The organism is Sagittula sp. NFXS13, from assembly GCF_040148795.1.
Classification (GTDB): Bacteria; Pseudomonadota; Alphaproteobacteria; order Rhodobacterales; family Rhodobacteraceae; genus Sagittula; species Sagittula marina.
In genome coordinates this window covers 704,934-720,268 of record NZ_JAGEMH010000001.1, presented here as the reverse complement: position 1 = coordinate 720,268, position 15,335 = coordinate 704,934, and the positions used below count along the sequence as shown (strand labels likewise).

Genomic DNA, 15,335 nt, shown 5'->3' with positions numbered 1-15,335 from the left:
ATCCGGCATGCGCATCCGCGTCGTGATCGTAGACGATCACCCCCTCGTGGCCGAAGGCATCGAGGCACTGCTCGAAAGCTACGACGACATAGAAGTCGCGGCCACGTTGGGCGACGGGCAGACCATGATTGACCGGCTGTCCGACCTGGATCCGGACGTGATCCTGATGGACCTCAACATGCCGGGATTGGGCGGGTTGTCCGCCACGGAAATGATCCTTGAACGCGCGCCAGAGACCCGGATCCTTGTGCTGTCGATGCATGACACGCCTGAATATGTTTCCACCGCGCTTTCGCATGGCGCGCGCGGCTATGTCCTCAAGGACGTGCCGACGGACGAGATCAAGGAAGCCATTGACGCGGTGATGCGCGGCGAGCGTTACCTGTGCACCGGGGCCACCGGTGCGCTGACGCCGATCAATGCAGGGGGCCGTGATCCGCTGACCACCCGCGAACAGACAGTTTTGCTGCAATTGGCGCAAGGCAAGTCCAACAAGGAAGTGGCTCTGGCGCTCAACATCTCGGTCCGGACCGTCGAGACCCACCGCAAGAACATCAAGCGCAAGCTCGATATCTCCACCACCGCCGGCCTGACGCGATACGCCATGGAACACGGCGTGCTGCAAGGCACAGGCGCCAACGTCTGAGCCAGAAAAAAGCGGCTCCCGTTGGAGGGAGCCGCCTGAGGTTCGTGCGCCTTGGTTATCTGAAGATATTAAATATCGATCCCGCTCTGCGCCTCGGCACAGTCGGAGTGAGGGATGTGCAACGCGACTGGAAGCATGCGCAGAGATGCATCCATCTCCTCCGCGATGTCAGGCTCAGCCTTGGGAACACTGCCCAACATCATCGCCGCGCCAATCAGACCAACGAGGGCTGCCGCCTTGCACAGGCTGAAGTCACGGTAAAAGATGTTGCGGACCATGTCGCGTCCTCCTTGGAACCAATTCCACGACGGGTTTGTCCGCCGCTTGGCGACACAGTTGCCCAAAAGAGTTTCGCGATCAATTCACTAAATTGAGCGCAATTGTTGCAATATCGGCACGCGCGACGGTCTACTTCCCTTGGGTCATCGCCAAGCCGCTGAATTCACGCAAAGATTGCATAACGTCAGAAATTGCGGACACCAACTCACCAAATTTGCACACAACCTCTGCGCAGAAACCCGCCGCGCGCCTGCGCACCAATCGGCGCGAAATCGCCGGTGCAAAATTCCATTTCCCAACCCGCTGACGCAACAAATGCAAAATTAATCGCCTTCACAGGCGGATTCCCGTGTTGACCCTTCTCGTTGTCCGACCTAATGTCGCCCGCGCATCAAGGAGCTTTTCGGATGACCATTCTAGTCGTCGTAGTACAGGAACAGCGCATGGGCCGGTAACGGTTTCCCTGAACAGGACCCCATGCGCCCCCGTCACCTGATCGGGGGCTTTTTTATGCGCAACAGCCAAGGCGGGATCGCCCGCCCCAAGTGTCAAGATCGGAGACAGTTATGACACGTCAGATGACCGGAGCGAAAATGGTGGTTCAAGCCCTGCGGGATCAGGGTGTGGACACGGTATTTGGCTACCCGGGCGGTGCCGTACTACCGATTTATGACGAGATCTTTCAGCAAAACGACATTCAGCACATTCTTGTGCGCCACGAACAGGGCGCCGTTCATATGGCAGAGGGCTACGCCCGCTCCACCGGCAAGCCGGGTGTCGTGCTCGTGACCTCCGGCCCCGGCGCGACGAACGCCGTGACGGGCCTGACGGATGCGTTGATGGACTCGATCCCGCTGGTTGTGCTCACTGGCCAGGTGCCAACCTTCATGATCGGCTCTGACGCCTTTCAGGAAGCGGACACCGTCGGCATCACCCGCCCGTGTACAAAGCACAACTGGCTGGTGAAAGAGACCGAGAAGCTGTCGAAAACCATCCACGAGGCGTTTCACGTCGCGACCGCGGGACGTCCCGGTCCAGTTTTGGTGGACATCCCCAAGGATGTGCAGTTCGCCTCCGCCGATTATCAGCCCAAGCCATCCGCCAACACCCGGCACTACCAGCCGCAGGTAAAAGGCGACATGGAGATGATCGAAGACCTCGTCGAGGCCATCGAGACCGCCAAGAAGCCGATCTTCTACACAGGCGGCGGCGTCATAAACTCCGGTCCGGCGGCCTCTCAGCTGCTGCGCGAACTGGTAGAGGCCACGGGCTTTCCGATCACCTCGACTCTCATGGGTCTGGGCGCATATCCCGCGTCGGGCAAGAGCTGGCTCGGGATGCTGGGGATGCACGGTCTTTACGAGGCCAATCTCGCGATGCATGGCTGCGACGTGATGATCAACCTCGGCGCGCGCTTTGACGACCGGATCACCGGCCGTATCGACGCGTTTTCGCCGGACAGCCGCAAGGCACACGTGGACATCGACCCGTCCTCCATCAACAAGGTGGTGAAGACCGACATCCCGATCGTGGGCGACATTGCCCATGTTCTGGAAGACGTTTTGGCGCTTTGGAAATCCCGTGGTCGCAAGATCAACCGCGAGGCGATCTCCAAGTGGTGGAAACAGATCGAAGAGTGGAAGACCGTCGATTGCCTGTCCTACAAAGGCTCCGAGACCGTCATCAAACCGCAGTATGCGCTTCAGCGGCTCGAAGAGCTGACCAAAGGCATGGACCGCTACATCACCACCGAAGTCGGCCAGCACCAGATGTGGGCGGCGCAGTACCTTGGGTTCGAGGACCCGAACCGCTGGATGACCTCCGGGGGCCTCGGCACCATGGGGTACGGCTTCCCCGCCTCCATCGGGGTGCAGCAGGCGCATAAGGACGCGTTGGTCATCAACGTGGCTGGCGAAGCGTCCTGGCTGATGAACATGCAGGAGCTGGGCACGGCCACGCAGTTCAACCTGCCCGTGAAGCAGTTCATCCTGAACAACGAACGTCTCGGCATGGTGCGCCAGTGGCAGCAGCTTTTGCACGGCGAACGCTACTCACAGTCCTGGTCCGAAAGCCTGCCTGATTTCGTCAAGCTGGCCGAGGCCTTTGGCTGCAAGGGGATCAGCATCAGCGATCCGGCGGATCTGGACGACGCGATCATGGACATGATCAAGTATGACGGACCTGTCGTCTTCGACTGTATGGTGGAAAAGCACGAAAACTGCTTCCCGATGATCCCGTCGGGTGCGCCGCACAACAAGATGCTGCTGGGCGACGACAACGCCACCAACGCCATTGCCGGCAAGGGCGCGGTGCTGGTGTGACCAGAAACGCCACGGAAGATGCCGGTGGAGGGCTCGCAGCAGCGGGCGCTCCGCCTCCGGCTGCAGAAATAACTGCACCGGCAACCAAAGGACGCGGTCGTATCGAATGGCTCGATCGCTCCAAGGGGGCAGGCATCTTTCTGGTGGTGTTTGGTCATTGCTGGCTGGGGCTGGCCTCCGCCGGCATTCTGACCGATACAGGGGTCATAAATACGGTGGAAAGGCTGATCTACAGCTTTCACATGCCGTTGTTCTTCCTGCTGTCCGGCTACACGTTTGAACGCTGGGCGGCGCGGCGCACCCCATCGGAGGCGATCAAGGACAGATGTCTCCGGCTGCTCTGGCCCTTGTTTTTGTGGCATTATATCTTTGCGGGGGCCCGTTTTCTCGCTGGTGATGCCGCCAACACGCCGGGCGGGCTCAACACGGTCTTCAGCCTGCCGCTGCCACCGGTCGACCACTTCTGGTTTCTGTGGGCGCTGTTTCTGGTGCAGCTGATCGTCTGGCCCTTGGTCCGTCTCATCGCCCTGCCCCGCGGCGTCTGGATAGCGCTTGCAGCTGTGACGGCGCTTTTGGTGTCAATTCCGGGCTTGCCGCTCGGGCCACTCACGGTGGGCGCAGCGCTTCATCTGCCCATCTTTCTTGTTGGCATCGCCTTGGCACGCATGTCTGCCCTGCCTGCCACGGGTTGGTATGTGGTCACGGCGGCTGCCGGGTTCATCCTGCTCGACGCCGCAACGCTGGCACTGCCGCCCGTGATCATCGTGCGGATCGCCGTGGCCGCCTGTCTGTCCATTGCGTTTGTCGTTTTGATGAATGCCCTGCCGAGTGGTCGCATCACAAGCTGGCTTGATGAGCTTGGACGTCTATCCATGCCTATTTTCCTGGCGCACACGTTGTTCACTGCCGCCACGCGCATCGGCCTGTCCCGTGTGACCGACGCCACACTGCCGCACCTTCTTGTCGGCACCGCATTCGGCCTTGCCGGGCCGATCGCGCTCTATCACCTCACGCGGCGCATCATGCCGCCCCGTCTCATCGGTTTTTAACAAACAAGTCAACGCTCAGGGAGCACGCCATGTCCGCTCTAAAGATCAAAAAAGGCTCATCGAAGCATTCTGCCTACAACCTGCGTCCGAATTTTTCCGACGTGACTGAAACTCACACCATCGCGGTTCTGGTGGAGAACGAACCCGGTGTTCTGGCACGGGTCATCGGCTTGTTTTCGGGCCGGGGCTACAACATCGAAAGCCTCACGGTGGCGGAGGTCGATCACCAGGGCCACCTGTCGCGCATCACGATCGTCACCAAAGGCACGCCCCAGGTGATCGAACAGATAAAGGCGCAGCTTGGCCGCATTGTTCCGGTGCGCAAGGTCAACGACCTGACGGTCGAGGGCCCCTCTGTCGAGCGGGAACTGGCGCTGTTCAAGGTGGAAGGCTCCGGCGAAAAACGTGTGGAAGCCCTGCGTCTGGCCGACATTTTCCGCGCTCAAGTCGTGGATTCGACGCTGGAGAGCTTCGTTTTTCAGCTTACGGGCACACCGGACAAGATTGATGCATTCGCGGACCTTATGCGACCCTTGGGCCTGATCGAAGTGGCCCGCACGGGCGTCGCCGCGCTGGCTCGCGGCGCATAGAACCTGCCGCGCTGGCTCGCGGCGCATAAAAACTGTCGCGCTGGCTCGCCGTGCGTTCTGACGGGCAAAACGTCCTGTGGCGGGAAAAATGCAAACACAAACGCCTCCCGTCCGAACGGGAGGCGTTTCTTTCCTGCGCCGGGTGACAACTGACATGGTTGCGCAGAGCGATGCGCCTTAGGTGATATTCCACTTCAGGTTGCGCTATCGCTTGCAATGCGGCGAGCGATAAAACGCTGCTTTGGAACGACGGACAACGAACCAGCGCTGACGCATAAGATCGGCGGCTTGGAACGTGGAGCCTGGAAGACAGCTCCCAACGCGCCAAATCCATCGAAGAAACGCGGCCCGCCCGCCCAAACCGCCAATTTAGATTCTCAACGCGACAAGTGGCCGGGCATATCTCGTATCGTGCATCACTAAGTTCAATGTACGCTTCGTCTTTTTGGCATACCGTGCCTGCGGCGCAATGGATACGGCAACGAAATATCCACGCAGCTGCCCGTTCCTGCGTCTTGGCAAAACCATTGCGCTGTAACGTCATTCTGGCAAAGCCAGATCCTCCCGCCAGTTGCCTGCTCGACGATTTCACCTCGCAAAATGTGCCGCCTCGCAACTGCTCCTTTCGGCTGCTTGCAACTCCCTCGGTCGAGCATATAAACTACGTCCAACAACTCAACTTATCCGATCCAAGGACCTTCCCTATGCCTGTGCGCTATATTCATGTGATCCTGGACAACGAACGCGAGCTGTTGTTGAAGGCATGGGGCTCCACGCAAGCCGAAGAAGGCTTGATCCGCCGGGACTTGTTCACCGAGCGCGAGGCGCGCACCCAGACCGAGATGCTGTATGATGCGCTCTCGAAGGGCGTGAAGGCCAGCGTCGAAACCGACCTTCTGGACCCCGACGCCGAGTGCTGGGACGACATGCGCGCGGCTTTGGCAGATGTCACGCGCGAGCGCACAAAGCGCGGTGTATCCACCGCCGAAATGGCAGCTTTTGTTCTGGCGCTGAAATATCCGCTGTTCGAACGTCTGCGCACAACGGTGGACGATTCCAACGGCAAGGTGCTCATTGACGCAGTGAACCAGTTCACCCGCCTGATCGACTCGGTGTCGCTGTACACCACGGAGCTTTGCATCTCGGAGCGCGACAAGACCATCAGACGTCAACAAGAAGAAATGATGGAACTGGCCTCTCCCGTGGTGGAGCTTTGGGATCGCATCGTCGCGGTGCCACTGGTCGGCACGCTTGATTCCATGCGCGCCCAGGAGGTGATGGAAAACACGCTGTCAGCCATCGTCGACAAGAAGGCCGACATCGTCATCATCGACATCACCGGCGTTCTGACCGTCGATACACAGGTGGCCCAGCACCTGATCCGCACCGCCGCCGCCGTCCGCCTGATGGGCGCAGAAGCGATCATCAGCGGCATCAGCCCGCGCATCGCGCAGACCATGGTGCAGCTCGGCGTGGACACCGGCGAAATCCGCACCCGCAGTTCGCTGCGCATGGCGCTGGCCGATGCGTTCCGTCAGTTGGACACTGACGTCATCTCTCGCATTGCGAAATAAGCGCGGAGCCGTCGATATGAGCCAGGCTGCAGGACTTTTCATGGTCGACGAGATCATGCTGGTCGCGATTGACGAAAACATCAACGACAGCGACATCGTGGCGCTTCAGGATCGGCTGGCCGAAGAGGTCCACGCCAACAATGCCCAGGGGATCGTCATCGACATCAGCGCGCTGGAAATCGTCGACACCTTTGTCGGACGGATCATCGCGCAGTTGGCGGGGATCGGCGTGCTCATGGATGCGCCGACCTACCTTGTCGGGATGCGGCCAGCGGTGGCGATGACTTTGGTGGAGCTGGGCATGACCCTGCCTGCGGTGAAAACCGCGCGCAATCTGCAACACGCGGTGACGCGGCTCAGGGCCAGTCGGTGAGACGGCTCCCGCCTTTGCCGGGAACACTTTTCGAAAGCTATGAAATCCGTACCGAACAAGATATCTTTCGTGCCCGGCAGTCCGTAGGACGTGCCATGGACGCCCTCGGCGCCAAGGTCATCCGCAAGACCCGGCTGGTGACAGCAGTCAGTGAGATATTTCGCAACGGGCTGATTTACGGCGGCGGTGCCCTGGCCCTGATCCATTGCCACAATGCCACGCGCACTGTCTGGATAGACTGTTGCGACGACGGCCCGGGGATCGAGGATATGGCGCTCGCCCTGAGCGACGGCTATACCTCCGGGAGCGGCTTGGGGCGCGGTTTGGGCGGCGCGAAACGTCTGGTCGACGCATTCGAGATCCTCTCCGAACCGGGGATCGGCACGCAGGTCAGATTGGCCGGGCGCGCGTAACGCCGCCAACGCAGAAGGGAAAGGTGCCTTATGCTGGAATGCCTCCACATCACCACACGCGCCGACGTGGCCGCCGCGCGTCAGCAAGCGCGCGCTGAAGCCGTGCAAGCGGGGCTCAGCCCGACGCGGGCCGAGGACATCGCCATCGTAGCCACCGAACTGACCACCAATATTCTGAAATATGCCGGCACAGGGTGCTTTCTGGCGCAGGTCATGCCCCAGCCGATGGGAGTTTCTCTCGCCCTGATTGCCTTTGACGACGGGCCCGGCATCGACGATCTGGACCGTATGCGCCAAGATCGCACCAGCGAAGGAGACAGCGCTGGCATCGGCATCGGCGCCATCGAGCGTCTGTCCGACCGGGCAGAGATCGTCACCGGGCCCACGGGCACCGTTTGGGCCTGCCGTTTTGACACGGCCGATGTGACGCGCCCGCATGGGCTGGACATCGCCGGTCTGCGTCTGTCCCATCCCACCGAGACTGTGTGCGGTGACGTTTGGGGCACGACAGAGCATCGCGGCGGGGTGCGGCTTGTGCTTGCAGATGGCATGGGACACGGCGATTCCGCGGCCGAGGCCGGTCAGGCCATGGTGGACGGCGCGCTCCACCGCCCCATTCATCCGCCAAAGCAGCGCCTGTTGCAGATTGCAGACGATCTGAAACGTACCCGAGGCGGTGTCATGTCGCTTCTGGATCTTCAGCCAGGCGCCCTTCGCGTCGACTACGGCAACCTTGGCAATATCAGCACCTTCTATCTGCGCCGCGGCGACCAAAAGCGGTTGGCCACACGCGACGGCTACATCGGAAGCCCCGCCGCACGTCCGATGGAAGAACGCATCGACCTTGAACCCGGTGATACCTTCGTGCTTCACAGTGATGGCTTGCGCACTGTAGGACCGGAGGACACAAGACCCCTGTTCGGGCAAAGCGCCCTGATGACAGCGGCGCTATTGATAGCCAATCGCGATTTACATCGCCACGATGACATCAGCGTCGCAGTTGCCCACTGGGTTCGCGCTGACTGACATGCCCCTTCCCTTAGCCCATCCGGAGAGGACGATGGCCCAGACAATCACTTCGCTTTCGCTGACCGTCTCAGACGACATCAAGATCTTGCAAAAGATTGCCAAGGCCGTCACCGCCACCATCGGGTTCAAACCGTTCCATGCGACACGGCTGACCACCTGCGCGATGGAATTGGCGCGCAACGTGATCGAGCATGGTCAAGGTGGACATGCACGGCTTAGCCTGCATGAGCCGCGCGGCGGTGCCGTGGTGTTGCGCCTGGCCTTTGCGGATCAGGGCTCGGGGATTGACGATCTGGATGCGGCGATGGCCGGTCGTGAGCCCTATGCCCACGGCGAAGGCATGGGGCTTGGGCTGGCAGGCGCCCGGCGCATGGCGGACAACTTCCAGATCGAGACGGGCAGCACCGGCACCCTGATCAAGGCGGATTTTGCGGCTCCGATCGACAGCGCCGACATCGCTCAATGCGCCGAGGCCGCAGGCAATCGCTGCGATGAAATCCTGATGCGCGAAGGCAATGCCGACCGCCGGATCCGCCAATTGGAAAGCGACCTTACCGCGCGGGACCTGACCATCGGAGAGGTGCATCACCGCACCGCCAATAACCTGACGATGATCGGGTCTCTGGTCCGGATGGAGCAGCGCCGCGCCCAGACCGACGAAGCCAAAGGCGTCCTTTCCTCGCTTGGCATACGCATCGAATCCATGGCCCGCACCCACAAGCTGCTGCAAAGCGGCGACACCGAAAGCGTGCGCCCCTTGACCTACCTGCAACAGATCTCCGCCCTGGCCGAGAGCTTCAACCGCTCCGATCTGATTGTGCACGTCGATGTGAATGCCGATGACACGCCGATACCGGCACGGCTTGCGCTGGACCTTGGGCTGATCACGGGGGAGCTGATCACCAACGCCTACAAACACGCCTTCGCGGATCGGTCCGAAGGGCGCATCGCCATCTCCATGTCCACCGAAGGAGAGACCATCACCTACCGCTTCAGCGACGATGGCATCGGTCTTGCGCCGGGCCAACAGCCCGAACGGTCAGGTTCGCTTGGCTGGCGGATGATCCGTGCCACCGTGTCCAGCAACCTCGGTCATCTCAATGTGTCCGGTGAAAACGGCCTGATGGTAGAGATGACATTCCCGGTGATCGGCTAGGGCCGGACCGGGTGTCCTGACCGCGCAGGACGGCTTGCCGTGTCAGGCCGGACCCGAGCGTCACACTCGGAGCCAGCCTTCTTTCCGATATAAGTTTCAATCACTTAGATGTCGAAGTTCGACGGCAGAACGACCATGTCCCGAATGGTCACGTTCCGGGGACGCGTCAGCATGTACATCATGGCATCCGCGACCTCCTGCGTCTCCATCAGGGCGCCTGCATCCTTCATCCGCTGCAAACGTTCCGGCTCCCAATCCGACAGCAAGGCGGAAATCACCGGACCGGGCGACACCTGCGCCACGCGAACTCCACTTTGCATCAGCTGACGGCGCATGGTCTGCACAAAGCTGGTGATCGCCCATTTGGACGCGGAATAGACAGGTTCCACATGGATGGCCGTATGTCCCGCGATGGAGCAGGTGACGATGATATCGCCGCTGCCGCGCTCTGTCATATGGGGGGCCACCGCGTGCACGTTTTTCATCACAGCGTTGACGTTGAGGTTCATCATGCGGTCGATGGCCTCGGGCGTGGTGTCCACCAGGTCGCCGCCGATGTAGCTGCCTGCGTTGCACAGCATGATGTCGATGTGATCCACCTTGGAGAGGATCTCCGGCACCATCGCGTTACAGCTTTGCGGGTCAAGAAGGTCCGTCACCTGCGCAATGGCGGCATCTCCCAGATCGGCGGTCAGCGCGTTCAACGCCTCTGCATCGCGATCGACCATGACCACTGTCACGCCGTCCGCCAGCAGCGCCTTTGTGATCGACAAACCGATCCCCGAGGCCGCGCCGGTGACCGCCGCAACCTTGCCCTTCAATGGCATTCCCATGTCTTGTCTCCTGTTATCCAATACGTGCAGCGCTCAAGCCACTGCATGTGGTGTGTGACGGGGCCGCAGCCGGCGGCGCTCCGATCAAACTGACCCGATCAAACCGAAAGGAACCCGCCGTCGACCGGCAGCATCGCCCCGGTGATCATCGCCGCATCGTCAGACAGCAGCAGCGCAATGGCACGGGCCACGTCCTCTGCCTCTGCAAAGCGTCCAGCCGGGTGCCGCGCCATCATCGGTGCGCTTTTGGCCGGATTGCTCCAGGCTTCGGCGGCCAGTTCCGTCATGGTGACCGTCGGCGCCAACGCCACGACCCGAATGCCATGCTGACCCAATTCCTTTGCCATGACGCGCGTCGCCCCCTCCAGCCCGGCCTTTGACGCGGCGTAGCACACATGGTCCTGAAACCCGCGATGCCCGGCGATGGAGGTCACGTTGACAATCGCGCCCTCACCACCTGCCGCGATGCGGGCCCGCGCAAACTCCTGCGCACAGATCAGGGCGGTGCGGAGGTTGATGCCCATGACGGTCTCGTACCCCTCCTCGGTCATGTCCAGAACGCTTTCAAGCACGTTGGTTCCGGCGCAGTTGATCAGCATATCGCAGGTCCCGGCCTCGGCCATTGCCTGCCGCGCGCCCTTTGCGCTGGCCAGATCCGCTGCAATGCTCCGACCTCCGATATCGGCACGCAGGCTATCAAGGTCGGACTGCGTACGGCTGATCGCGATGATCTCCGCGCCCCGGGCCGCTAGCAGCTCGGCGGTCGCGCGTCCAATGCCCTTGCCCGCGCCGGTGATGATGATGGATTTTCCTGAGAATTGCATAGGCTGCCTTTCCAAAGTTGGCATAGCGGGATGTCGTCTGATGGTGCGTTTCGATTACGCCACGGTCTGCGCGGTTTCGGCCCGAACATCGCGGGCGAGATTTTGAAACCTGAGAAAGGCATCGTAGCGTTGATCGTGGATCTGCCCGATGGCCCCGCCGGTCGGCTCTATCACCTCGGCGATATGCGACATGCGCGGCATGGCCGTTGAAATGTCTGGCAAAATGCCGGACGCCACGGCCCCCAAGATCGCCGACCCAAGCAAGACCGGTTCCGGGCAAACAGTGGTTGCAACCGGCAACCCCGTCGCGTCCGCCAGAATTTGGCGGATCAGGGGATGCTGCCCCGCACCGCCGCTGACCGCGATCGTGGAGACAGGCGCACCGTGCTGGCCTTGGGTTTTGATGATCTGGCGCAGGCCGTAGCCCAGCCCACAGATCCCCGCGACGTAGAGCGCCACCAATGACGCAAGATCCTGCTCCATCCCCTGCCCCACGATGACCGACCGCGCATGCGGATCGGCAAAGGGCGCGCGGTTGCCGAGGAACTCGGGCACCACATGCAGATCCCGCGCCAATGCGACGGCATCAGAGGGCGTCTCAGCGGCGGCCAGCGCCTGGTCGGCCAGCCACGCCGGCAGCGGCATGCCCTGCGCCTGTGCCTGTGCCAAGGCCGCGCCGTTGCTTGGGTGCAAGGACACAAGCTGGTCTATGGCCGCGCCCGCTGCGGACTGTCCGCCTTCATTGAGCCATGCCCCCGGCACCATCGCCGCGTAATATGGCCCCCAGACCCCCGGCACAAAGGTCGGCTCTTGGGTCGTGGTCATCGTGCAGGACGAGGTGCCAAAGACATATCCAAGGCAATCGGTCACGTTTTCTGACCCGCCCGCACCGACGGTGCCAACGCCACCCGCATGGGCGTCGATCAAACCCGCGGCCACGGCGGTTCCGGGCAAAAGCCCAAGCTGCTCAGCCGCGCCTTCCGTCAGCCCGGACCCAAGCGATGTGCCCGGTGCAACGATCTCTTGCCCGATCCGGACGAAATCACCCTCCGCCAGATCGCCCAGTCCAATCGCCCGGAAATACGCCGGGTCCCAACGGCCCTCATGGGCCAGAAAAGTCCATTTGCAGGTCACGGTGCATGACGACCGCGCAAGGCTGCCTGTTGCCATCCATCCCAGAAAATCGGTCAGGTCAAAGAAATGTCCCGCCGTCTCATAGGTCTCGGGCCGGTTTTCCTTGAGCCACAGCAGCTTGGGGGTTTGCATTTCCGGCGAAATCGTCCCGCCAACGTATTTCAAGACGGCATGATCTTCGGCATTGATCCGGGCGGCTTGTGCAATGGCGCGGTGGTCCATCCAGACGATGATGTCGCGTTCGGGATTATCCGGATCGCCCACCGGCAATGCAGCCCCCGTCTCATCACGCACCACCATCGAACAGGTCGCGTCAAAGCCGATACCGCGCACGCTGTCCGCCGCCACGCCAGCCTGTGTCACGGCGGCGCGCGTGGCGTCACAGACAGCCTGCCAGACCTGCGTGCTGGATTGCTCTGCGATGCCACCGGGTGCGCGGTGCATGGCAATGTCATGTTTGGCGGTCGCCAGCAAAGTGCCTTGTGCGTCGAACACGCCGGCCCGCGCTGATCCTGTGCCGACATCCACGCCGATGAAATGATCCGTCATAATCTTGTCCTGTTCGTGAGGCATCCCTGCGCCTGTCGACCCCGGGCTTTAGGAGGAGTCTTGTCCCGGGGCCGCAGGTTCAGTTCACCGCCATTCACGGCCAATGTAGATGGCCAGAAGGATGATGAGACCCTTGATGACGTCCTGGAGGTACGGGTTGATGCCGACCAGGTTCAGACCGTTGTTGATGATGCCCAGCAACACCGCGCCGATCAGCGTGCCAAGGATCAGACCCCGGCCCCCGGCAATTGCCGTGCCGCCCAGAACCACCATGGCAATTGCGTCCAGCTCAAACGCCACGCCAGCCCCCGGCTGCCCGCTCATCAGACGCCCGGTGAAGACAATCGCCGCCATGGCAGAGGTGAAGCCGGAGATCATGAACACGATCAGCTTGATCCGCTTGGTGTTGACACCGGACAACGTGGTCGCGGTCTCGTTGCCGCCGATGGCATAGACGTGACGGCCAAAGGCGGTCCGCTGCAACAAGACCCACGCCATCGCGTAAAGCACGACCATGATGATGATCGGCACCGGAATACCTGCGACGCGGCCGATGCCGAACCAGGAAACCCAGCCGGGCAAGCCGCTGATGGGATAGCCGCCGGAATAGACCAGGCCAAGGCCCCGCGCGATCAGCATGGTGGCCAGTGTCACGATGATTGCCGGCATCTTGCCCCAGGCCACCAGCAGCCCGTTGAACAGGCCAAACAGAATGCCCACGACAATCATCGCCAACAGGCCAATGCCGCCGGGCATGCCCATGTTGACCATCACACCAGTGCCAAGCGTTCCGCACAGCGCCATGACCGCGCCCACGGACAGGTCGATCCCGCCCGTGAGGATGACGAAGGTCATGCCGATCGCAAGGATGCCGATGATGGATTGCTGCCGCAACACGTTGACGATGTTGTCCAGGCTGAAGAAGTTGTCGCTGGCAAAGGCCATGGCGATGGAGACGACGATCAGACCAGCCAAGGGCAACAGCAAAGGCGAGTGCTTCAGACGCGCCGTCACCGCCTGCAAGGCCGATGACGACGATTGGGTGGTGGCGTCATGCGACATAGTTGAGCTTCCCCGTTGTGGCGTGTTTCATGATTTCTTCCGAGTTGATGGCGGCCCCTTCGAGCGTCGCCACGACGGCACCGCTCCGGAACACGCAAACCCGATCCGCAAGCCCGGTGATTTCCGGCAATTCCGAGGAGATCATGATGATCGAATAGCCTTCCTCGGTCAGTTCGCGCATCAATTGATAGATCTCGGCCTTGGCCCCGACGTCGATGCCGCGGGTTGGCTCGTCAAAGATCAGGATCGGCGTATGGTGGTTCAGCCAGCGCGCAATGACCACCTTTTGCTGGTTGCCCCCCGACAGCGTATCGCAGGGCGCATCCGGCCCCGGCGCTTTGACCCGGACGTCATTGATGGCCTTGACCGTGTGCTTGCGCTCTGCGGCGAGGTCGAGGAACGCGCCCATCTTGCGGTACTTGCCGTAGTTGTTCACCGACACGTTCTGCATGATCGAAAATGACGTGATCAACCCTTGTTCCTTGCGGCTTTCGGGCAGCAAGCCAATGCCGCGGGCCAGCGCCTCGCTTGGATTGCGTGGTGTCGTGGGGTCGCCGTTGATCTCGACGTTCACACGCACGGCCGGATAGGCCCCCATGATCGACAGCGCCGTCTCCGTGCGTCCCGACCCCACAAGCCCGGCAAAGCCCAGGATCTCGCCTTGGCGCAATTGAAAGCTGCTGAACGGACCTGCCTTGTGCAGTTGGATTGTCTGCGCATCAATGACCACACGGGCCTGCGGACGCGCCTCCGGTTTGGGTGGAAAGTTGCTTTCGATCCGGCGGCCGACCATCATCTCCACCAGCTCATTGGTGTCGATGTCACCCACCTTGCGCGTGCCCACGTACTCGCCGTCGCGCAGCACGGTGATCCGGTCGCAAATCTCGAAAATCTCTTCGAGGTGATGCGAGATAAAGACGATGGCCACGCCTTGGCTGCGCAGCTCGCGCATCACCTTGAACAGGTATTCGACTTCGCTGGGCGTCAATGTGGCGGTCGGCTCGTCCAGCACCAGAATGCGTGCATCCAGGGACAACGCCTTTGCGATCTCGACGAACTGTTGCTCGGCCACGCTCAGCTCTGCCACCGGTTTGTCGAGCGACACCTCGACACCCAGCTTGTCCAGCACTTCCTTGGCACGGGCGCGCATGGCCTTGCGGTCGAGCAACCCGAAACGGGTCTTTTTCTCGCGGGCCAGAAAGATGTTTTCCACCGCCGTCAGGTAGGGAATGAGGCTGAATTCCTGAAAGACGATGCCCACACCCGCGGCAATCGCCTCGTCGTAATGCGCAAAGTGCCGCGCCTTGCCGTCGATCTCGATCACGCCGTCATCCGCTCCGATGATCCCGCAAAGGATTTTCATCATGGTGGATTTGCCAGCACCGTTTTCGCCCAGAAGCGCGTGGACCTCTCCGGCCTGAACCTCAAGGTTCACACCGTGAAGCACCTGCACAGGGCCAAAGGCCTTCCGGATGCCCTTCATTTGTAGCATGTCTTGCCTCC

Annotated in this window: 15 protein-coding genes; 9 read left to right on the top strand and 6 right to left on the bottom strand. The window is 61.4% G+C overall.

Annotation, left to right across the window (positions count from 1 at the left end; all coding sequences use genetic code 11):
- The first annotated feature begins 7 nt into the window (after window positions 1-7).
- On the top strand, window positions 8-646 hold the full coding sequence (locus tag J4E08_RS03435) for a response regulator transcription factor (RefSeq protein WP_183964618.1): 639 nt from the start codon (window positions 8-10) through the stop codon (window positions 644-646).
- 68 nt (window positions 647-714) lie between these two features.
- Here J4E08_RS03435 and J4E08_RS03430 read toward each other — a convergent pair whose 3' ends face one another.
- Window positions 715-924: a hypothetical protein gene (locus J4E08_RS03430; RefSeq protein WP_183964617.1), complete on the bottom strand. Its 210-nt coding sequence runs from the start codon at window positions 922-924 to the stop codon at window positions 715-717.
- A gap of 567 nt (window positions 925-1,491) precedes the next feature.
- On the opposite strand from J4E08_RS03430, the gene J4E08_RS03425 reads away from it, so the two are divergent.
- The 8 genes from J4E08_RS03425 to J4E08_RS03390 all read left to right on the top strand — a co-directional run bounded on the left by J4E08_RS03425 (window position 1,492) and on the right by J4E08_RS03390 (window position 9,430).
- Window positions 1,492-3,246, top strand: a complete 1,755-nt coding sequence (locus J4E08_RS03425) for an acetolactate synthase 3 large subunit (protein ID WP_349537292.1) — start codon at window positions 1,492-1,494, stop codon at window positions 3,244-3,246.
- Window positions 3,243-4,295: an acyltransferase family protein gene (locus J4E08_RS03420; protein WP_349537291.1), complete on the top strand. Its 1,053-nt coding sequence runs from the start codon at window positions 3,243-3,245 to the stop codon at window positions 4,293-4,295. Before J4E08_RS03425 ends, J4E08_RS03420 begins: the two co-directional genes overlap by 4 nt.
- Before the next feature lie 29 nt (window positions 4,296-4,324).
- Window positions 4,325-4,885: an acetolactate synthase small subunit gene (ilvN, locus tag J4E08_RS03415; RefSeq protein ID WP_183964609.1), complete on the top strand. Its 561-nt coding sequence runs from the start codon at window positions 4,325-4,327 to the stop codon at window positions 4,883-4,885.
- 704 nt (window positions 4,886-5,589) lie between these two features.
- Window positions 5,590-6,459 (top strand): STAS domain-containing protein, encoded by an 870-nt coding sequence (locus tag J4E08_RS03410; RefSeq protein ID WP_183964602.1) that lies wholly within the window; start codon window positions 5,590-5,592, stop codon window positions 6,457-6,459.
- A gap of 16 nt (window positions 6,460-6,475) precedes the next feature.
- Complete coding sequence (locus J4E08_RS03405) at window positions 6,476-6,832, top strand: STAS domain-containing protein (RefSeq protein WP_183964600.1); 357 nt, start codon at window positions 6,476-6,478, stop codon at window positions 6,830-6,832.
- A 95-nt stretch (window positions 6,833-6,927) separates the two neighbouring features.
- Entirely contained in the window at window positions 6,928-7,245 is a 318-nt protein-coding gene (locus tag J4E08_RS03400; protein WP_349537290.1) for an ATP-binding protein, read from the top strand.
- Between the two features lie 30 nt (window positions 7,246-7,275).
- Complete coding sequence (locus tag J4E08_RS03395; RefSeq protein ID WP_349537289.1) at window positions 7,276-8,271, top strand: SpoIIE family protein phosphatase; 996 nt, start codon at window positions 7,276-7,278, stop codon at window positions 8,269-8,271.
- Window positions 8,272-8,305: 34 nt separating this feature from the next.
- Window positions 8,306-9,430, top strand: a complete 1,125-nt coding sequence (locus J4E08_RS03390; protein ID WP_349537288.1) for a sensor histidine kinase — start codon at window positions 8,306-8,308, stop codon at window positions 9,428-9,430.
- Between the two features lie 104 nt (window positions 9,431-9,534).
- Here the strand turns inward: J4E08_RS03390 and J4E08_RS03385 are convergent, their stop codons facing one another.
- The 5 genes from J4E08_RS03385 to J4E08_RS03365 all read right to left on the bottom strand — a co-directional run bounded on the left by J4E08_RS03385 (window position 9,535) and on the right by J4E08_RS03365 (window position 15,324).
- Window positions 9,535-10,263, bottom strand: a complete 729-nt coding sequence (locus tag J4E08_RS03385; protein ID WP_349537287.1) for an SDR family oxidoreductase — start codon at window positions 10,261-10,263, stop codon at window positions 9,535-9,537.
- A 98-nt stretch (window positions 10,264-10,361) separates the two neighbouring features.
- A complete protein-coding gene (locus J4E08_RS03380; protein ID WP_349537286.1) occupies window positions 10,362-11,087 on the bottom strand; it encodes an SDR family oxidoreductase in 726 nt (241 codons plus the stop codon).
- 54 nt (window positions 11,088-11,141) lie between these two features.
- Window positions 11,142-12,770 (bottom strand): FGGY-family carbohydrate kinase, encoded by a 1,629-nt coding sequence (locus tag J4E08_RS03375; protein ID WP_349537285.1) that lies wholly within the window; start codon window positions 12,768-12,770, stop codon window positions 11,142-11,144.
- A gap of 84 nt (window positions 12,771-12,854) precedes the next feature.
- Window positions 12,855-13,832, bottom strand: a complete 978-nt coding sequence (locus tag J4E08_RS03370) for an ABC transporter permease (RefSeq protein WP_349537284.1) — start codon at window positions 13,830-13,832, stop codon at window positions 12,855-12,857.
- On the bottom strand, window positions 13,822-15,324 hold the full coding sequence (locus J4E08_RS03365; RefSeq protein WP_349537283.1) for a sugar ABC transporter ATP-binding protein: 1,503 nt from the start codon (window positions 15,322-15,324) through the stop codon (window positions 13,822-13,824). The genes J4E08_RS03370 and J4E08_RS03365 overlap by 11 nt, the downstream gene beginning before the upstream one ends.
- Window positions 15,325-15,335 lie beyond the last annotated feature (11 nt).